At 59.6% G+C, this 20,126-nt stretch carries 16 protein-coding genes and 1 tRNA gene; 9 read left to right on the forward strand and 8 right to left on the reverse strand.

The genetic code is table 11. The features are described 5' to 3' along the window. Positions 1-245: 245 nt before the first annotated feature. Positions 246-2,219, forward strand: a complete 1,974-nt coding sequence (locus GWL_RS04395; protein ID WP_008327097.1) for an N-6 DNA methylase — start codon at positions 246-248, stop codon at positions 2,217-2,219. Next, positions 2,198-3,664 carry a hypothetical protein gene (locus GWL_RS23265; RefSeq protein WP_008327098.1) on the forward strand — a complete coding sequence of 489 codons (1,467 nt, stop codon included), beginning with the start codon at positions 2,198-2,200 and terminating at the stop codon, positions 3,662-3,664. The genes GWL_RS04395 and GWL_RS23265 overlap by 22 nt, the downstream gene beginning before the upstream one ends. Positions 3,665-3,788: 124 nt before the next feature. Here the strand turns inward: GWL_RS23265 and GWL_RS04405 are convergent, their stop codons facing one another. The 6 genes from GWL_RS04405 to GWL_RS04430 form a co-directional block, all read right to left on the reverse strand. Next, positions 3,789-5,018 carry an integrase arm-type DNA-binding domain-containing protein gene (locus GWL_RS04405; RefSeq protein WP_034350073.1) on the reverse strand — a complete coding sequence of 410 codons (1,230 nt, stop codon included), beginning with the start codon at positions 5,016-5,018 and terminating at the stop codon, positions 3,789-3,791. A gap of 171 nt (positions 5,019-5,189) precedes the next feature. Then, positions 5,190-5,274 (reverse strand) — tRNA-Leu (locus GWL_RS04410). Positions 5,275-5,352: 78 nt separating this feature from the next. Further along, entirely contained in the window at positions 5,353-5,793 is a 441-nt protein-coding gene (locus GWL_RS04415) for a surface-adhesin E family protein (RefSeq protein WP_008327099.1), read from the reverse strand. A gap of 18 nt (positions 5,794-5,811) precedes the next feature. Then, a complete protein-coding gene (locus tag GWL_RS24000) occupies positions 5,812-5,937 on the reverse strand; it encodes a hypothetical protein (protein WP_008327100.1) in 126 nt (41 codons plus the stop codon). A gap of 134 nt (positions 5,938-6,071) precedes the next feature. Continuing rightward, positions 6,072-7,151, reverse strand: a complete 1,080-nt coding sequence (locus GWL_RS04425; RefSeq protein WP_008327101.1) for a tartrate dehydrogenase — start codon at positions 7,149-7,151, stop codon at positions 6,072-6,074. Between the two features lie 239 nt (positions 7,152-7,390). Further along, a complete protein-coding gene (locus tag GWL_RS04430; protein WP_034350074.1) occupies positions 7,391-8,329 on the reverse strand; it encodes a D-hexose-6-phosphate mutarotase in 939 nt (312 codons plus the stop codon). 169 nt (positions 8,330-8,498) lie between these two features. On the opposite strand from GWL_RS04430, the gene GWL_RS04435 reads away from it, so the two are divergent. Next, a complete protein-coding gene (locus GWL_RS04435; protein WP_008327103.1) occupies positions 8,499-9,413 on the forward strand; it encodes a LysR family transcriptional regulator in 915 nt (304 codons plus the stop codon). 17 nt (positions 9,414-9,430) lie between these two features. Here GWL_RS04435 and GWL_RS04440 read toward each other — a convergent pair whose 3' ends face one another. Next, positions 9,431-10,375 carry a LysR family transcriptional regulator gene (locus GWL_RS04440; protein ID WP_034350076.1) on the reverse strand — a complete coding sequence of 315 codons (945 nt, stop codon included), beginning with the start codon at positions 10,373-10,375 and terminating at the stop codon, positions 9,431-9,433. Positions 10,376-10,513: 138 nt separating this feature from the next. Continuing rightward, on the reverse strand, positions 10,514-11,581 hold the full coding sequence (locus GWL_RS04445; protein ID WP_008327124.1) for a substrate-binding domain-containing protein: 1,068 nt from the start codon (positions 11,579-11,581) through the stop codon (positions 10,514-10,516). A gap of 227 nt (positions 11,582-11,808) precedes the next feature. Here GWL_RS04445 and GWL_RS04450 point away from each other — a divergent pair, with 227 nt between their 5' ends. From GWL_RS04450 to GWL_RS04475, 6 genes are all read left to right on the forward strand, one after another. Continuing rightward, entirely contained in the window at positions 11,809-13,455 is a 1,647-nt protein-coding gene (locus GWL_RS04450) for an OFA family MFS transporter (RefSeq protein WP_008327131.1), read from the forward strand. Between the two features lie 453 nt (positions 13,456-13,908). Continuing rightward, on the forward strand, positions 13,909-14,385 hold the full coding sequence (locus GWL_RS04455; RefSeq protein WP_008327136.1) for a formate dehydrogenase subunit gamma: 477 nt from the start codon (positions 13,909-13,911) through the stop codon (positions 14,383-14,385). Then, positions 14,385-15,947 (forward strand): NADH-quinone oxidoreductase subunit NuoF, encoded by a 1,563-nt coding sequence (locus GWL_RS04460; RefSeq protein ID WP_008327139.1) that lies wholly within the window; start codon positions 14,385-14,387, stop codon positions 15,945-15,947. The genes GWL_RS04455 and GWL_RS04460 overlap by 1 nt, the downstream gene beginning before the upstream one ends. Positions 15,948-15,976: 29 nt before the next feature. Next, entirely contained in the window at positions 15,977-18,850 is a 2,874-nt protein-coding gene (gene fdhF / locus GWL_RS04465) for a formate dehydrogenase subunit alpha (RefSeq protein WP_008327142.1), read from the forward strand. A gap of 93 nt (positions 18,851-18,943) precedes the next feature. Beyond that, positions 18,944-19,786, forward strand: a complete 843-nt coding sequence (gene fdhD, locus GWL_RS04470) for a formate dehydrogenase accessory sulfurtransferase FdhD (RefSeq protein WP_034350078.1) — start codon at positions 18,944-18,946, stop codon at positions 19,784-19,786. A gap of 59 nt (positions 19,787-19,845) precedes the next feature. Further along, on the forward strand, positions 19,846-20,073 hold the full coding sequence (locus GWL_RS04475; protein WP_008327146.1) for a formate dehydrogenase subunit delta: 228 nt from the start codon (positions 19,846-19,848) through the stop codon (positions 20,071-20,073). Positions 20,074-20,126 lie beyond the last annotated feature (53 nt).

Raw genomic sequence — 20,126 nt, forward strand, 5'->3', positions numbered from 1 at the left:
TGGACAGAGTGGCAACAATGCCAACTCAGGGGAGTGATATGTCCTTGAAATTACTTTGAAACGTAGTTGGTCAGACTTCGATGCGAATCACCTAACGTTCTGGCAATGATTTGTCGTCGGGAACTTGGCTTGCAGGCCAATTCTGCAAGCTGAGCGAATCTCATATCAAATGAGATACCTCGCTTGGGACTGCCTGGCAGTCTCTGGTATCCTTGCTAATTTGAAATTGCTTTTTCTGGATACCAATGACACTCAGTTTAGACCTCGGTACCGGGGTTGCGCCAACGGCGGTAATCGTCCAACAAGGTAAAGTCCTTGATTTTATTGACGGGTTGACGCAGCGTGCTGAAACTCCTGAAGAATATGTGCGCCAGGAGATAGCAAAATCTTTGGTGCGTGAGTATGGATATCCCAAAAAGTCCATCGCAGTCGAGTTTACGCTTCGATTAGGGTCTCGCAAACCGCGCGCCGATCTGGTGATCTTTCATGATGGAGCGGAGCCTGATCAAGCGAACGCGTACGTTATTGTCGAGTGCAAAGAGCGCGGCATCAAAGCTTCTGATAAAAAAGAGGGCGTTGGCCAACTGCAAAGCTATATGGCGGCGTGTCCGAATGCCACGTATGGAATGTGGACTAACGGGTTAGAGCGCTTCTGCTACCGTAAAGTTGAAGTCAAGGGTAAATTCAGTTTTGACGAAATCCCTGATATCCCAGGATTTGGCAAGTCGGAGGATGATGCGGAGAGGCCTCAATTCGACCAGTTAAAACCAGCTTCATCTGACGCACTTCTCTTTGCATTTAGGCGGTGTCACAACTATATTGCCGGAAATCAGGGCTTGCAAAAACCCCAGGCTTTCTGGGAGCTTTTGAAGCTGATTTTTTGCAAGATTCATGACGAACGTGAGAGTAGTGAGGTGGAGTTTTATGCCGCTTCTACTGAGCGTAGCGGTATGAATGGTCAACTCAAAGTAAAAAAGAGAATTGATGCTTTGTTTGAGTCCGTGAAGGCTGACTATCCAGCGATCTTTCAAGAAAGCGATGTTGTCGCTTTGAATGCCCAAGTCCTGGCATATATCGTATCCCAGTTGCAAATGTATTCTCTGCTCGAAAGTGATGTGGATGTTAAAGGGCACGCTTACGAGGAAATTGTCGGCTCCAATCTTCGAGGTGACAGAGGTGAATTTTTTACCCCTAGGAATGTGTGCAATATGGTCGCGGCAATGCTCGACCCTGAAGAGGGGCAACTGATCCTTGATCCAGCTTGTGGTACCGGCGGATTTTTAATATCCGCGATGAATCGGGTGATTGAGAAAATCCGAGTGGCTGAGTTGGAAAAGTGGAAGGGTGATGTTAAACGTGCTGAACCGAAAATTACTGCACGAATTGCTAAGTTCGCTCGTAACTATATTGTTGGTTTGGACTTCAATCCTGAGCTAGTTAAAGCCACCAAGATGAATATGGTCATGAATAATGACGGTGCAGGTGGCTTATTTCAGGCTAACTCCCTTGCAAGTCCTGCTACTTGGGATGAAGAATTACGGGAAAGAGAACTGCTCGGCAAGGTAGATTTGATTTTCACGAATCCGCCATTTGGTTCAAAAATCCCAGTAGACGAGCCAGCTATATTGGAAAAGTTCGATCTGGGTCATGCGTGGACTTACGATAAGAGTGCAGATGAATGGGTCATGCAAGGAGGTATTCAGAAGTCTCAGCCGCCTGAAATTCTCTTCATCGAGAGATGCGTTAAGTTTTTGAAGCCTGGAACTGGCCGCGTAGCGATGGTGCTTCCTGATGGGATTCTCGGCTCGCCTGGGCTTGGTTATGTGCGGCAATGGATTTTAGCTAATACTAAGGTCCTCGCATCTATAGACCTTCATCCTGAGACTTTCCAGCCAAACGTAAGCGTACAAACTAGTGTCCTTATATTGGAACGTAAAACTGACGAGCTGATCGCTTTGGAAAAAGCTGCAAGAAAGCTGAGTGACTATAGCGTCTTTATGGCGGTGGCAAATCACATCGGACATGATAAGCGCGGAAATAGAACCTATGTAAGAGATAAAAAAGGTAATGAGATTGTTGAAGAGGTTGAGGAAACCGTTAAGGAATACGAGAACGGAAACCCCGTGTACAAGAAGCAGCGCACCCAGCGCAAGGTTGTTGATGACAACACTTTACAAATTGCACAGGCGTTCCGGAAATGGCTAAACGAGCAGGACTGAGCGCGCCGAGGCAGGACGCGACTGATTGGAAATGGCACGAAGCCAAATGGAGCTCTATTCCTGCTTCGATCATCTGGGGACAAGATCGACGGATGGAGGCCGAGAATTATTTGGCTAGTGGATATGGTATCCGACTTGCGATGAGCGCTCGCACTACTGGGCGTGCGTCTCTTGGCGACTTAGCTCGCGTGTGGCAGCCATCCCGTTTGAAGGGTATTCAAGTAAGTAGAGAGTACGGTACGCCCTTTCTAGCGGCTACGCAGGTGTTTGACCTGCGGCCTACTCCTCGCAAATTTCTCTCGCTTGACCGAACCGATAACGTTGAAAATCGGATGGTTAAAGCTGGAACAATATTGGTGACGTGTTCAGGAAGTGTCGGCCGGGCCACCCTCTCGCACAGTGCCCATTTGAACACCTTGATTTCCCACGATCTGCTTCGTGTTTCTCCTAAGGATGAAGCTCATTGGGGGTGGGTTTACGCATTTTTGCGTAGTCCACAAGGGCGCGCGATGATGGGCGCGGCGCAATATGGTCACGTGATTAAACACCTTGAAACAAGTCATCTCGATGCTCTACCTGTTCCAATGTTGCGAAACGATCTGCTGAAGAAATTCCAGATTGCAGCCGACCAGATTTTGGAATTGAGAACAAAGTCTTTTGAGCAATTGCAAGAGGCGGAAGATATTTTTGCATCGTGCTTCCCCTCCCTTGCTTTTGATGGAGACGTTTCTCTCGGTTTTTCAGTTCGGGCAAGTCAAATGTTTGACCGGAGACGTCGACTTGATGCAAGTTGTTTTGTGCCGAAGACTGAGCAAATTATGTTGGCATATTCCAAGCACGCTGAACGGATTGACCCGCTCTCTCGGGTGACGAGCCGCGTATTTGTGCCCGGGCGGTTTAAGCACATTTATGGTGATGGAGGGATGCCGTATCTCGATAGTGCAGATATTCTGGAAGTTAACCCCGACATTGTGAAGTTTGTGTTGTCGCTGAGTGAGGAAGAGCAGCTGGATTATCATGTTGAGCCAGGTTGGTTGCTGATACCGTGCTCAGGGCAGGTGTATGGCAATATCGGACATACCGTAATGGCGACTGAATGGCACGTAGGTAAGGTATTTACCAATCATATTCTTAGGGTTTGCCCTAATGACAGGATTCGCGGTGGGTATTTGCAGTGCGTAATGGGGCATCCCTCACTTGGCCGACCTCAGATTGTCAGATTTGCGTTTGGATCAAGTGTGCCGGAAATCTCCGCAGCCGATGTTGCTACATTGGGAATACCTCGCCTGAGTTCAGTAGTTGAGAATGCTATTGCTGACCTAATGGAGAGCTCATCTATAGCCAGAGATAAGGCTGATGAGTTGGAGCAATCGATAGCACATGAGGCCGAGCTGCTTATTGATCATTTCATCGCAGGAGATTCCACTGCTTTTATTATTCCTTGAGGATAATCTGGTCTAATTTGTAGAAAACTATAGGGAGGGCTGGGATACCCAGCCCTCCCTTTTTTGCCGCCATGCCGTTCGTGCACTGTTCGGTTGATTTATGTTGCGACCGCTTTCGTTTGCTTCAGGGTAGAGCTTCTGCTTGAGGTCTTAATCGGATCACATCAGCACCTTTGCGCAAGTTATCCAAATAATCCGCCCATCGTTGCATCATCCGTTTGCGTTCAGGTAAATGGGATGTGCGGTTATAAGCTCGGCCGTTAGGGTCGCGGACGGCGTGCGCTAATTGATGCTCAATGAGATCGGGGCGCTCGCCAAGAACTTCATCCAGAATAGTGCGCGCCATCGCTCGGAAGCCGTGAGCCGTCATTACCTCCTTGGAATAGCCCATACCTCGCAGTGCTGCATTGACCGTGTTCTCGCTCATGCAGCGTTCGCCAGTTCGGATACTGGGGAAGACGTAACGCCCATGTCCGCTAAGGGCATGGAGGCCGCGCAGCACCTCTACCGCTTGAGTAGGCAAAGGGACTAAATGCTCTACCCCCATTTTCATCTTGGTTGCAGGAATACGCCATTCGGCGGTGTCAAGGTCAAACTCCGACCACTCGGCGGCGCGTAGCTCGCCCGGTCGGACGAAAACCATTGGAGACAGCTTGAGCGCCGCTACGGTGTATGGGTGTCCTGTATATCCGTAGATAGCGCGCAGCAGTTCCGCTACCTGCTTGGGTTCCGTGATGGCTGCAAAGTGTCCCTTGGGGACGGCGGCCAGCGCGCCGCGCAGGTCCGTGGTCACGTCGCGTTCCGCAGTGCCCTCGGCGACTGCGAACCTGAAAACCTGACCGCATATCTGCTTAACTCGATGCGCCGAGTCGATTGCACCTCTGGCCTCCATTCTGCGGACAGCGGTGAGCACGTCGCGCGGTCCGATGGTGGAAATGGCTTGTTTGCCGATGATCGGGAACACGTTGCTCTCCAACCAGTTCGTGATTTTCTCCTGTGTGGTGGCAGCGCGATTTGCCGCCGTCTTGGAAAGCCATTGACGGGCGACAATCTCAAAGGTGTTTTCTGCCGCGATAATCTGAGCCTGCTTCATTTCCCGCTTGCTTTGGGCGGGATCAATGCCATCTGCCAGTAATTCGCGGGCTTCCTCCCGGCGCTTTCTCGCTTTAGCGAGAGAAATTTCGGGATAGACACCCAAGGCCAAGGTCTTGCGTTTGTTTAAGTGTCGATAATCCATCCGCCAGTATTTTCCCGTTGCCTTCACGAGAAGATACATGCCGCCGCCATCGGCGTATTTATCGCCATTGGGTTTGATGGGCTTTACTTGCTTCACAAAGGTATCGGTCAGAGACATAGCGTGTTTGACGGTATCTGGAATTGGGTAGGGAGGAGATACCGTCAAAAATGACGGTATTAATCGTGGATGTAATGCTACGTCCTTGGACGGACGCGGACAAGAAAAAGCCCGCTGTGTCAGCAGACACGCGGGCTTTAGAACATCTTTGGACTTCGTTGAATAACTGGTTGGTGCCGGGAGCCGGAATCGAACCGGCACGCCTTGCGGCGCGGGATTTTGAGTCCCGTGCGTCTACCTATTCCGCCATCCCGGCGACGCGAGCCAGCGATTATTACCGATTTCGTTGCTCCGAGCAAGCCCCGATAGCTACGGCAGACAGCCGATGTGAAAATTATTTACCGCACACCGCCTCAATGGCCCGTTCCCCCGTCGAGCCCGGAATCGGATCCTGAAGCTTTACATCCGAATACGCCAGCTGCGGCGCCAGCAGCAACTGCCCTTTGCCATCGGCCTGCGCATACATCTTGCGGCTGCCAAAGCCAAGCTGGCGCGCGCTGCAGTCGAAGTAGGCGGTGGAGATCTCCGACAGGTAATAGGTCTTGCTGCCCTGGCCCATCAGCAGTTGCGGACGGTTCCAGTTCAGCAGGATCTGCGCCTGCCGCACGCTGCGGGTGGTGACAATGCTGCTCTTGTCGATGAAGAAGCTGCCAATGTTGTTCTCCCCCAGTGGCATCCACTCGGCATGGGCCGACACACAGGTCATCGTCAGTGCCGCCGCCAGTAGCAGTGCCAGGCGCGGCGCAGGGGAGGGAGAAGAAGAGCGTTGATCCATGTCGGGCAGGGCGTCGCGTCAGGTCAGCATCATGGCCAGCATGGCGACATCGTCCTCCAGCAACAGCACCAGGGTGATGCTCCAGAAGATCAGTTCCGCCAGCACGCGGTGTCCTGTCAGCGTCATGCGCAGGCTTGCAGCCATGTCCAACTCATCGATTGCGAAAAATGAAAGTGCGGCCATCCTAACATGCCCTTTACGAATGGACATGACCCCCGACATGAAAATGGCCCGCACCAGGGCGAGCCACTTTCTGCTGCAGCAATGACGCGGACCGATCAGATCGCCGCCGCAATCGCCTTGCCCACTTCCGTGGTGTTGCTCTTGCCACCCAGGTCCGGCGTGGTCGGTCCATTGACCAGCACGTTTTCGATGGCAGCCAGCATGGCGTCGTGCGCCTGGCGATACTTGCCCTGGCCATCGCCGAGGAAGTCCAGCATCATCGCGCCGGACCAGATGGTGGCCACCGGATTGGCGATGTTCTTGCCAAAGATGTCCGGTGCCGAACCATGCACCGGCTCGAACAGCGAGGGCAGCTCGCGCGTCGGATTGATGTTGGCCGAAGGCGCAATCCCGATCGTGCCGGCACAGGCCGGGCCAAGGTCGGAGAGGATGTCGCCAAACAGGTTGGATGCCACCACCACGTCGAAACGATCCGGGTTCAGCACGAAGTGCGCCGTCAGAATGTCGATGTGGTACTTGTCGCGGCGCACCTCCGGGTAGTTCGCGCCCATGGCCTCGACGCGCTCATCCCAGTAGGGCATGGTGATGGCGATGCCGTTGGACTTGGTGGCCGAGGTCAGGTGCTTCTTGGGACGGCTCTGTGCCAGCTCGAAGGCGAACTTGAGGATGCGGTCGGTGCCCTTGCGGCTGAATACCGATTCCTGGATCACGGTCTCGCGCTCGGTTCCCTCAAACATGCGGCCGCCGATGGCCGAATATTCGCCTTCGGTATTCTCGCGCACCACGTAGAAGTCGATGTCGCCCGGCTTGCGGTTGGCCAGCGGGCAGGGTACGCCCGGCATCAGGCGCACCGGTCGCAGGTTGACGTAAAGGTCGAAGTCGCGGCGGAACTTCAGCAGCGAACCCCACAGCGAAACGTGATCCGGCACCGTGGCCGGCCAGCCGACCGCGCCGAAGAAGATGGCTTCAAATCCCTTCAACTGATCGAACCAGTCATCGGGCATCATCTGGCCATGCTTGGCGTAATAACCGCAGTGCGCCCAGTCGAAATGGGTGAATTCGATGTCGATGCCGAACTTCCTGCTGGCGGCCTCGACCGCGCGCAGCCCTTCGGGCATCACTTCCTGGCCAATGCCGTCGCCGGCGATGACGGCGATTCTGTGGGTCTTGCTCATCGTTGCTGCTCCTCTGAATGACTGGTTGACTGGTTGACTGGTCGACGGGCTGCCCGAGGTGACCGGGCAATGAAAACATGCCCTCATCATAAATCGCTTCACGCGATGGATCATCTACGAACTGGTGATGTAATAAAACACGATTCGTGAACAGTGCAGAAAGCGTCAGCCATGAAAAAAGGCAGTGCGGTCATCCCGACACTGCCTGTTCTGCGGCCTGCCCGCGACATGGCTGCGCCTCAGCTGCCTGCGGTCTCGCCCCACAGTGTCACGCCCAGGGTATGCTCGGCGCCGGGCTCCAGTTCCACCAGATCGTCCATCACGTTGGCCGTCTCGATGCACAGCATGCGCTGCCAGGCATCATCGGCGAACTGCGACAGGCGGCGTGCCTTGCTCACCCAGGGGTTCCAGACCACGGCCGAGGTCGAGCCGCTGGCCTGGATGTGGATGCGGCGGTTCCAGCCCTCGTCGCGGATGGTCAGGTGCGGCGGCAGGTCGAGGTAGATGCGGTCGGTTTCGCCGCTGACCACCAGCGCACGCTTCTGTTCGCGCTCGGCCCAGCCTTCCAGGGTTTCGATGTAACGTCGGCCTTCCAGTCCATCGACGCTCACGTTGTGGATGCTGCTGACCGCAAAGTAGCTGTGCAGCGCCTGGGTCAGGGCGAGGTGCTCTTCGCTGCCGTTGCGGGTGGTGAGCTTGAGATGCAGGCGGTCGTCCAGCAGGATTTCCAGGCGCAGTTCGATCCCCGGGGGCAGGTGGCGTAGCGCCGGTGATTCGCTGGTGGGCGGGATGGCCAGTACCAGACGCACGGTATCGCCTTCGATGGCGTTCTCCATCAGCAGCCAGGGGATGCCGCGCACCAGGCCGTGCGCAGGCAGGCGCCCGCCCGCGTGCAGGGCCTGCACCTGCGGTGGATTGCGCATGAGGTCGCCGAACCACGGCCAGCACACCGGAATGCCGCCGCGCACCGAATTGCCGGCTTCGAAGGCGGCTTCCTCGCTCATCCAGATCACCGGTTCCTGACCGTGCACCTGGTAGCGCAGCACCTGCGCGCCTTGCTCGGCGATCAGCAGTTCAGCGCGCGCAGTCTGCACGCGCAGACATTGCAGCTGGTTGACTTCGATGCGCTGGATATGCGGAAGATCGGGCGGGACTTCCTGTTCTTCGATGAGGCTCATGCCGGACACTCCAAGAGAATTCGTTGCGATGGTGCAAGACTGCCACATTTCGGGCCTTTGCGGGAGATCGGGCGCGCGGGCAGGCGATGCGCTGCGTCTCGTTGTGATGCGAGCGGAGACGGGGTCAGGACTATAATCCACGAATCGTGGACTTCATCGGCTACATATCGTGAACAATTCTCCCCTGCTGGAAGACCTGCGCCTGTTCTGCGTGGTGGCGCGCCACAGCAATTTTGCCGAATCGGCGCGCGAAGTGGGTGCCTCCCCGGCCTTCATCAGCAAGCGCATCGCGCTGCTGGAGCAGGCGCTGGGTGTGCGGCTGTTCCACCGCACCACGCGCAGCGTGGTCATGACCGAGGATGGCGGCAACGTCCATGAATGGGCGCGCAAGATCCTCGACGATGTGGAGCAGATGATGGAAACCGTCAGCAGTGCCAAGCGCGTGCCGCGCGGGCTGCTCAAGATCAGTACCAGCTTCGGACTGGGGCGCAAGGTGGTGTCGCCCTTGCTGTCGCGTTTTGCCACCGAACATCCGGAACTGAAGATACAACTGGAGCTGGTGGACCGGCAGATCGATCTGGTCAATGAGGGAATCGACCTCGATATCCGCGTGGGCGCGGGTCATGAGCCGCATCTGTTTTCCAGGCGCATCCTGCCCAGCCAGCGTGTGCTGTGCGCCAGTCCCGCCTATCTCAAGAAGCACGGCGCACCGGCTGATCTGGCCGCGCTGCGCCAGCACCAGTGCCTGGTGATCCGTGAGCGCAACCAGTCCTTCGGCATCTGGCGCATGATGGGGCCCAAGGGGCAGGAAACGGTCAAGGTCTCGGGCGCTCTGGCCTCCAATCACGGCGAGGTCATCCACCAGTGGGCCGTGGACGGGCACGGCATCATCCTGCGCTCGATCTGGGATGTGACCGACAGTCTCAAGCGCGGACGGCTGGTACGGGTACTGCCGCAGTATGCTCAGGAGGCCGACCTGTGCGCGGTCTATCCCGTGCAGCTGAAGAATTCAGCCAAGGTGCGCGAATGCGTGCGCTTCCTGCAAAAGCATCTGGATGTGACCGCATCATCGGCCACGGTGTAAGCAGGCGAGACACGCGTTCAACGTCCGTCGAATCGCTGCCGCACGATACGTTCCAGCACCTGCGCCACCAGCGTCACCGAGGCATCCTCCGCATGACGGCGATGTTGCAGCAGCCGCAGTGGGGGTGCCTCCAGCGGCAGCGGCGGGCGCAGACAGGCCAGCGCCACCGGATGCGCGGCGGTAGCCGCCGGCACGCAGTGCATGGGCATGACGGCGATCAGGTCCGAGCCCTGCAACAGCGCCGGCACCATCAGGAAATTGGGAACCACCATGCCGATGCGGCGGCGCAGACCCTGCATGGCAATCTGCTCGTCGATCATGCGGTTGAGGGTGTCGTGGCAGGCGATCTGCAGATGTGGATACGAGAGCCAGCGCGCAAGAGTCAGTGCGTGCGCAGCCGGATGGTCGCGCCGCATGACGGCCACGCAGCGTTCCTGCAGCACTTCGCGCCCGCGCACCTGGCCGGTCGGTGCAGCACTGCCCAGCACCAGGTCGGTCTGTCCGCGTTCCAGCCGAGCCACGGCATCGGCATCACCCAGCCAGGTCTGGAACTCCAGGTCCGGCGACGGCGCGTCGGCGGCCAGCGCCTGATACAGCGCATGTGCTACCACTTGGGCCGGATAATCCGGCATGAGGATGCGTACGCGCTGGGTCACGGTCGCCTGTGCTGCCTCGGTGCCCCCGGCCAGCGCCAGGCGCAGGGGTTCGCGCAGGGCTTGTGCGGTGGCCGTCAGTCGCATCTGCGTACCGCCGTCTTCCAGCAGCGGATCGCGCAGCAGCTGGCGGCAGCGCTCCAGCGCACTGGCTGCCGCCGGTAGCGGCAGGCCGACTCGCGCTGCGGCGCGCGCCAGATGGACTTCATCGAGGACGGCGTCGAGCAGGCGTAGCAGGCGCGCATCCATTGCGGTCAGTGCGGGCAGGGCAGGGGAGAACACAGGGGCAGGACTGGCAGCGGAATTCATGGCGCAGTGAGGCAGTGGCAGCGAAAGTGACAAGGCCTGCCGCCAGGACGGCAGCAGGCCAGGGGCGCGAGTGTAGCCGCTTCGCCGGGCGCCCACAAGCGCCGTTTGGGGCAGGGGGCGCGGGGGGCGCGTTGCGGCTTAGCCGAAGGCTTCCTTGATGGTCTGGATCTTGCCCATGTCAGTGGCGTCGTAGCCGGCCAGATTGTTGACCACCTTGCGGAAGGCATCCGATTGCAGGATGTCGATCACCGCGCGGATCAGCGGATCCTGCAGGGAGGCCGCCGGCAGCGCGAAGAAGTAACGCTCGCGCACCAGCGGAATGAAGCCCAGACCGAAGCGATGCGCGGCGGTCTGCACCCCGAAACCGACATCGGCCATGCCGCTGGCGATGAAGGCGGCCACCGCCGAGTGCGTGAACTCGGTGTTCTCGAAACCGTTGATCTTCTTGTGGGTGATGCCGGCCCCATGGAGCATCAGTTCCAGCAACATGCGCGTACCCGAACCGGCCTCGCGGTTGACGAAGCGCAGGTCGGTGCGGGTGAGGTCGGCCAGGCCGCGCAAGCCCTTGGGATTGTCCGGCTCGACGAACAGACCCTGGTTGCGGATGGCCAGGTGGATCAGGCAGTCGCTGCGCTTGTTGAGCCATTTGGCATAGGTGGCGATGGCGGGTTTCTCGAATTCGCCCAGCGGAACATGAAAGCCCGCCAGGTCGCATTCCTGGCGCGACAGCGCGGCCACGGCATCGGTGCTGTGGCGATAGCGCACCTCCACCGGCAGGCGGCCTTCGTTGATCTTGCCCAGCAGTGCGGCCACTGCAAAGCCGTGACTGGCGTTGATGCGCACCTTCTCCGATTTGCCTTCGACCGTTTTTCCCAGCTCCACTTCCAGTTCCGAGGCCAGGCTGTCCAGGGTGGGCGACAGGCGTGCCGTCACCAGGCGATCGGCCCACAACAGCTTGCTGGCGAAATCGGTCAGTGTGGTGCCGCGACCACGCCCGCTTTCGATCAGGGCGTTGCCGAACAGACGCTCGGCCTCGCGCAACAGACCCCAGGCATGACGATAGGAATAGCGCGTCAATTGCGCGGCACGTGCAATCGAGCCGCTTTGCTGGATTGCGGTGAGCAGCGTCAACAGATTGGCCGTGTCCAGCGCCGCCTCGTTGTCGTAGGCGATTTCCCAGTGAGGTTTGATGTGGACTTTGAACATTTATGTGAAATAAAGCATATTGATACGGCCGTTTATCGGTGATAATTTCGCGTCACTCTGCATAAATGATAGAAAATATATGCGGTGTTGTACATAAATAAATCAACGATAAGAGAAGGATATCGTTGCAAAGATGGGTCGGTGTCACGATCCGGCCCTACCGGCTTTGCGATGCAATCCTTCCTTCGATTTGCCCACATCACACTCATAAAATATTCGGAGGAATAATGGCTTTCGATTTCCTGAAGAAGGAACACACAGTCGCCAAGCCTGGCTTCAATCGCTGGCTGGTCCCGCCGGCGGCGCTCGCAATCCACCTGTGCATCGGCATGGCTTACGGTTTTTCCGTATTCTGGCTGCCCTTGTCCAAGGCACTGGGCGTGACCGCGCCCATCGCCTGCGGCGCTGACATCGGCTTCTTCGCGCAAGTCTTCTCGTCCACCTGTGACTGGAAGATTTCCATGCTGGGCTGGATGTACACCATGTTCTTCGTCCTGCTGGGCATCTCCGCTGCACTGTGGGGTGGCTGGCTGGAACACGCCGGTCCCCGCAAGGCCGGCGTGGTCGCTGCCATCTGCTGGTGCGGCGGCCTGCTGATCTCGGCCCTGGGCGTGAAGACGCACCAGATCTGGCTGATGTGGCTGGGCTCCGGCGTCATCGGTGGTGTCGGCCTCGGCCTGGGGTACATCTCGCCGGTGTCGACCTTGATCAAGTGGTTCCCTGACCGTCGCGGCATGGCCACCGGTATGGCCATCATGGGCTTCGGCGGTGGTGCTCTGGTCGGCACGCCGCTGGCCGATGCGCTGATGAAGAAATTCGCTTCCCCCACTTCCGTGGGCGTGTGGGAAACCTTCGTGGTCATGGCCATCATCTACTTTGTCTTCATGATGGCCGGTGCCTTCGGTTACCGCGTACCGCCCACCGGCTGGAAGCCGGCTGGCTGGACCCCGCCGGTGGCCAAGTCCTCGGCGACCATGATCACCCAGAACCACGTGCACGTCTCCAAGGTCTGGGGCATTCCCCAGTTCTGGCTGGTGTGGCTGGTGCTCTGCCTGAACGTGTCGGCGGGCATCGGCGTCATCGGCATCGCCTCGCCGATGCTGCAGGAAGTCTTCGGCGGCAAGCTGCTGGGTCTGAACATCGGCTTCAATGATCTGTCGGTCGAGCAGAAGGCAGCCATCGCCGCACTGGCGGCCGGTTTCACCGGTCTGATTTCGCTGTTCAACATCGGTGGTCGTTTCGCCTGGGCGTTCTGCTCGGACTTCTTCGGCCGCAAGATGACCTATGCCATCTTCTTCGTGCTGGGCTTCGTGCTGTACGTGAGCCTGCCGTGGTCGGCCAAGGCCGGCAATATCCCGCTGTTCGTGGGCGCAGTCTGCATCATCCTGTCGATGTACGGTGGCGGTTTTGCGACCGTGCCGGCTTACCTGGCCGACCTGTTCGGCACCCAGATGGTGGGCGCCATCCACGGTCGCCTGCTGACCGCGTGGGCAACCGCCGGCATCCTGGGCCCGGTGGTGGTGAACTACATGCGTGAGTATCAGCTCTCCCTGGGCATGCCCAAGAGCCAGGTCTACAACACCACCATGTACATCCTGGCGGGCATGCTGGTGCTGGGTCTGATCTGCAACCTGCTGATCCGTCCGGTCGCGGCCAAGCACTTCATGACGCCGGAAGAACTGGCCCGTGAAAAGCAGCTGGCCCACGAAAAGTCGGCAGCCGATGCCGTCGCGAGTGCAGGTTCGGGCGACTTGGCTCAGATCGGTACCGGCGGCAATCCGCTGATGATCGGTCTGGCATGGGCGGCCGTGGGCATTCCGCTGATCTGGGGCATCACCCTGGTGTTGCAGAAATCGGCCGTGCTGTTCCGCTGATCGCGCAGTTGAGTCGTTCGTAGTTTCGCTTCATCGGCAGGCCGGCTCCACCCGGCCTGCTCGCAGGACCCCAGCGGCGAAAGCCGCTGACACAAGCCGCCATGGCCCCGTGAACCGGGGCGGCTTGTGTCAGCGACTATCAAAAAACAGGAGCATGGTCGGCCCTTGCCTTGAGGGTAAGCGCAGGCCAGCATCCGCAGTGTTCACACCAACCCCCAAGGCAGGGAGAACATGCAGCAACGGAGACCAGCTGGTTCATCACGCACGGCCGTGCGCACCCTTTACCGGGGTGGCGTCATGCCGCCGCATTGTTCTTCCCATCCCCTGATCTGCTTTCCGCAGGCCGCTCCTCCCTAGGGCGGTCCATTTCCTTTCATTCGTCATTTGCGCGGTCCACAGAAGATCCTCCGGGAGAAGGACACGGTCCGCATCGAAGCAACACAGGAGGCAACAATGAAGAGGCAACAGGTTTTCGACGTGGCGGCGGTGCGCGGCATCATCGCCGAGCGCAAGGACATGGCCGGTGCCATGCTCCCCATCCTGCACGGCATCCAGGACAAGGTCGGCTATATCCCGGCCGATGCGGTCCCGATGATCGCGGGCGAGTTGAACGTCTCGCGCGCCGAGGTGCATGGCGTGATTTCGTTCTATCACTTTTTCCGCCAGGAACCGGCAGGCCGCCACGTGGTGCAGGTCTGCCGTGCCGAAGCCTGCCAGGCACGTGGCAGCGAAGCTCTGGCCGAGCACGCGCAGAACGTGCTGGGCTGCGGCTTTCATGAAACCAGCGCAGATGGCCAGTTCACGCTGGAGCCGGTGTATTGCCTGGGCCAGTGTGCCATCGGCCCCAATCTCACCCTCGATGACGAGCTGCATGCCCGTGTCGATGCCGATAAATTCAAGCGCCTAATCCAGGCCAAGCGGGAGGCATGATGAGCGCACCCGATATCGTGACCATCTACGTCCCGCGCGACTCCACCGCGCTGGCACTGGGCGCTGACGAAGTGGCCGCCGCCATCGCTGCCCAGGCGCAACAACGCGGCCAGTCCATCAGGCTGGTGCGCAATGGATCGCGCGGCATGTTCTGGCTGGAGCCGCTGGTGGAAGTCTCTACCGCAGCCGGCCGCATCGCCTACGGACCGGTGACGCCCGAGGATGTCCCCGGACTCTTCGATGCAGGGCTGCTTGCAGGTGGCCAGCACAGGCTGCATCTGGGGCTGACTGAAGAAATGGACTTCCTCAAGAACCAGGAACGTCTGACCTTCGCGCGGGTGGGCATCATCGATCCGCTCTCGCTGGAGGATTATCTGGCCCATGAAGGTTATGTCGGATTGAAGAATGCCCTGGCCAAGACGCCCGAGGCCATCGTCCAGCAGATGATCGACTCCGGCCTGCGGGGCCGGGGTGGTGCGGCCTTCCCGACCGGCATCAAGTGGCAGACCGTACTGCGTGCGCAGTCGGCGCAGAAGTATGTGGTCTGCAATGCCGATGAGGGGGATTCCGGTACCTTCTCGGACCGCATGATCATGGAAGACGATCCCTTCACGCTGATCGAAGGCATGACCATCGCCGCAGTCGCAGTGGGCGCGACCGAGGGCTACATTTACGTGCGCTCCGAATATCCGCATGCGATCGCGACGATGAACGAAGCCATCGCCATCGCCACCGAGCGCGGCTATCTGGGCAAGGACATCCTCGGTTCCGGCAAGTCCTTCCGGCTGGAAGTGCGCAAGGGCGCAGGTGCCTACATCTGCGGCGAAGAAACCGCCATGCTGGAAAGCCTGGAAGGCAAGCGCGGCGTGGTGCGCGCCAAGCCGCCCCTGCCGGCCATCGAGGGTCTGTTCGGCAAGCCGACCGTGATCAACAACCTGATCTCGCTGGCTTCGGTGCCGGTGATCCTGGCGCGCGGTGCGGACTTCTACAAGAACTTTGGTGTGGGCCGTTCGCACGGCACGCTGCCTTTCCAACTGGCTGGCAACATCAGGCAGGGTGGCCTGGTGGAGAAGGCCTTCGGCCTGACGCTGCGTGAGCTGCTGGAAGACTTCGGTGGCGGCAGCGCCTCGGGCCGTCCGATTCGCGCGGTGCAGATGGGTGGGCCGCTGGGCGCGTATCTGCCACCCTCGCAATTCGATACGCCGCTCGATTATGAAGCTTTCGCCGCCATCGGCGCCATGATCGGGCATGGCGGACTGGTGGCATTTGACGATCGTGTCGATATGGCCCGTCAGGCCCGCTACGCCATGCAGTTCTGTGCAGTCGAGTCCTGTGGCAAGTGCACCCCTTGCCGCATCGGTTCCACCCGGGGCGTGGAGGTGATCGACAAGATCATCGCCAACGATGACCGGCCGCAACAGATCCATCTGTTGAAGAGTCTGTGCGACACCATGGTCAACGGCTCGCTGTGTGCCATGGGGGGCATGACACCGTTCCCGGTGCTGTCGGCCCTGAACCATTTCCCGGAAGACTTCGGCGCGCCCGGCGAACAGGCGGCCTGATCCCATTACCGAATGCAAGGAGTTGCACCATGAATCAGCTCAATGAAACGGATTACGGCACCCCCGCACGTGCCTCGGAAAACCTGGTCACGCTGGAAATCGACGGCGTGGCAGTGACGGTCCCGGCCGGCACGTCGGTGATGCGCGCCTCGGTCGAGGCCGGTATCAATGTCCCCAAACTGTGCGCCACCGACAGCCTGGAACCCTTCGGCTCCTGCCGCCTGTGCCTGGTGGAAATCGAAAAGGATGGCCGCAAGATGAAGGGCTATCCGGCCTCCTGTACTACGCCCTGCGAGCCAGGCATGAAGGTGCAGACGCAGACCCCGAAGCTGGCCGAGATCCGCCGTGGCGTGATGGAGCTCTATATCTCCGACCACCCGCTGGATTGCCTGACCTGCCCCACCAACGGCAACTGCGAACTGCAGGACATGGCCGGTGTGGTGGGCCTGCGCGAAGTGCGCTATGGCTACGAGGGCGAGAACCATACCAAGATGAAGAAGGATGAATCCAATCCCTACTTCACCTATGACCCTTCCAAGTGCATCGTCTGCAATCGCTGCGTGCGCGCCTGTGAAGAAACCCAGGGCACGTTCGCGCTGACGATCAACGGGCGCGGTTTCGAATCGCGCGTCTCGGCCGGGCAGATGGAAGCCTTCATGGAATCCGAATGCGTCTCCTGCGGCGCCTGCGTCGAGGCTTGCCCGACCGCGACACTGACCGAGAAGACCGTCATCATGCTGGGCCAGGCCGAGCACAGCAAGGTCACCACCTGCGCCTATTGCGGTGTGGGCTGCTCCTTCAAGGCCGAGATGAAGGGCAATGAAGTGGTGCGCATGGTGCCGTACAAGGATGGCAAAGCCAACCAGGGCCACTCCTGCGTCAAGGGGCGTTTTGCCTGGGGCTATGCGACCCACAAGGACCGCATCCTGAACCCCATGATCCGCAAGAGCATCAACGACCCCTGGCGCGAAGTGTCGTGGGAAGAAGCGCTGTCCTACGCCGCCAGCGAATTCCGCCGCATCCAGGCCAAGCATGGCAAGGATTCCATCGGCGGCATTACCTCGTCCCGCTGCACCAATGAAGAGACCTATCTGGTGCAAAAGCTGGTGCGCGCCGCCTTCGGCAACAACAATGTCGATACCTGCGCGCGCGTGTGCCATTCGCCGACCGGCTATGGTCTCAAGCAGACCCTGGGCGAATCGGCGGGTACGCAGACCTTTGAATCGGTGATGAAGTCGGACGTGATCCTCATCATGGGCGCCAATCCGGCGGCCGGCCATCCGGTGTTTGCCTCGCAGATCAAGCGCCGCGTGCGCCAGGGCGCCAAGCTCATCGTGATCGACCCGCGTACCACCGAGATGGTCAAGTCGCCGCACCTGCAGGCCGACTATCACCTGAAGCTGCGCCCCGGTACCAACACCGCCATCATCACCGCGCTGGCTCACGTGATCCTCTCGGAGGGTCTGCAGAACGAAGCCTACATCCAGGAACGCTGCGACCTGCAGTCGTACCAGGACTGGAAGCAGTTCGTCCTGCGCGAAGACAATTCCCCCGAAGCCATGGCCGCCATCACCGGCGTACCCGCCGAGATCATCCGTGGTGCTGCCCGCCTGTACGCCACCGGCGGCAATGCGGCGATCTATTACGGCCTGGGCGTGACCGAACATGCGCAAGGGTCGACCACCGTGATGGGCATCGCCAACCTGGCCATGTGCACCGGCAACGTCGGTCGCGAAGGTGTGGGCGTGAACCCGCTGCGGGGTCAGAACAACGTGCAGGGTTCCTGCGACATGGGTTCCTTCCCGCATGAGCTGCCGGGTTATCGGCACATTTCCGACTCCACCGTGCGCGGCCAGTTCGAGCAGGCGTGGGGCGTGACCTTGAATCCCGAGCCGGGCCTGCGCATTCCCAACATGTTTGATGCGGCGCTCGATGGCAGCTTCAAGGGCCTGTACTGCGAGGGTGAGGACATCGTGCAATCGGACCCCAACACCCAGCACGTCGCAGCCGCCCTGCAGGCCATGGAATGTATCGTGGTGCAGGACCTGTTCTTGAATGAGACGGCCAAGTATGCGCACGTCTTCCTGCCCGGTTCGTCCTTCCTGGAAAAGGATGGCACCTTCACCAACGCCGAACGCCGCATCTCGCGCGTGCGCAAGGTGATGCCGCCCAAGGCCGGCAAGTCCGACTGGGAGGTCACGGTAGCCCTGGCCGAAGCGCTGGGTTACCCGATGCCGTACAATCACCCCTCGGAAATCATGGACGAGATTGCCGCCCTGACACCCAGCTTCCACGGCGTGAGCTACGAGAAGCTGGAAAAGCTCGGCAGCATCCAGTGGCCCTGCAACGAAGCAGCACCGGAAGGCACGCCCATCATGCACGTGGGCAGCTTCATCCGGGGCAAGGGCAAGTTCATCAACACGCAATACTTCGCCACCGACGAGAAGGTGACGCAGCGCTACCCGCTGATCCTGACTACCGGCCGCATCCTGTCGCAGTACAACGTGGGCGCGCAGACCCGCCGCACCGAGAACTCGCAATGGCATAGCGAAGACCGGCTGGAGATCCATCCGCACGATGCCGAGGACCGTGGCATCCGCGAGGGTGACTGGGTGGGCGTGGAGTCGCGTGCAGGCCAGACCGTGCTGCGTGCAACCGTGACAGAGAAGGTGCAGCCGGGCGTGGTCTACACCACCTTCCACTTCCCGGAATCGGGCGCCAACGTGATCACCACCGACAACTCCGACTGGGCCACCAACTGCCCCGAGTACAAGGTGACGGCGGTGCAGGTCATGCCGGTGACGCAGCCTTCGCAATGGCAGCAGCATTACGAGCGCTTCAACCGTACCCAGCTGGATCTGCTCAAGGGCGAGGTGCAGAACGAGCCTCTGGTGACGAAGTAAGCGGCACGGGCCCGTCGGGCTCGTGCTTCGATGATTTCCGCAGACATGAGCCCGACCGACCCAATCACATCAAGCCGCATCAAGCAGGACAGCATGAACACAAGCAAGCGCAACAGCCTCCACATTGACGACACCACCGGCGACTACGCCACCTTCGCCCGCGTGCAAGTGGATCGCTGGCGAGATGGACAACGCGAGACGGTGGAGGATGTGGTTGCCGAAGAGGTCCCCATCGCGCTGGAATACAACGGCATTTCGCATGCCGTGATGATGGCTACGCCCAGCGATCTGGAAGATTTTGCGCTGGGTTTTTCGCTCACCGAAGGCATCCTGGGCGATCCGGGCGAGTTGTATGAGTGCGAGATCGTGCCGGGCTGCGAAGGCGTGCAAGTACAGATGCGCATCGCCACCGAGCGTTTCGTGGCGTTGAAGGAAAGGCGCCGCAACCTGACTGGTCGTACCGGCTGCGGGCTGTGTGGTGCCGAGACCTTGGAGCAGGCGGTACGTCATCCGCAGGCGGTGCAGGGCGGTGCGTCGTTCTCGGTGGACCAGCTGCATGCGGCCTTCGAGCAGATGCAGGCCGCACAGCAATTGCAGCAAGCCACCGGTGCCACGCACGCCGCCGCGTGGATGGATGCGTCAGGAAGCATCGTGCTGGTGCGCGAAGACGTGGGCCGTCACAACGCGCTGGACAAGCTCATTGGCGCGCTGGCCGAAGAGGAGGCGGATTTCTCGCAAGGCGCGGCCATCATCACCAGCCGTGCCAGTTACGAGATGGTGCAGAAGGCGGCCACGGTCGGCATTGGTTTCATCGCTGCCGTCTCGGCACCGACGGCGCTGGCGATCCGGCTGGCCGAAGAGACGGATGTGACCTTGCTGGGCTTCGTGCGCAAGCAGGGCCACGTGGTGTATGCCCGACCGCATCGCCTGCGCTGAGCCGCAGGCGCGCGGACAAGGGACGGACAATTGACGAACGGAGCAGGAGGAGAACACTCATGAACACCGAACACCTGGTCAAGATGGCCAACCAGATTGGCAGTTTCTTTTCCACCATGCCGGACCGCGACCAGGCCATTGCCGACCTGGCTACGCATCTGAAGCGATTCTGGGAGCCACGCATGCGCAAGGCCTTCCTGGAACATATCGAGAAGACGCAGGGCGAGGGCCTGGATGCCATCGTGCTGGAGGCGGTGAACCGGCATATGCAGCAGTTGGCGGTGTAGGGCTGCTGTCTTATTGTGATTTTGGTGAAACCGCTCAGCTTGCTGGGCGGTTT

Origin of the sequence: Herbaspirillum sp. GW103, assembly GCF_000261365.1 — a bacterium.
Taxonomy (GTDB): domain Bacteria; phylum Pseudomonadota; class Gammaproteobacteria; order Burkholderiales; family Burkholderiaceae_D; genus Herbaspirillum.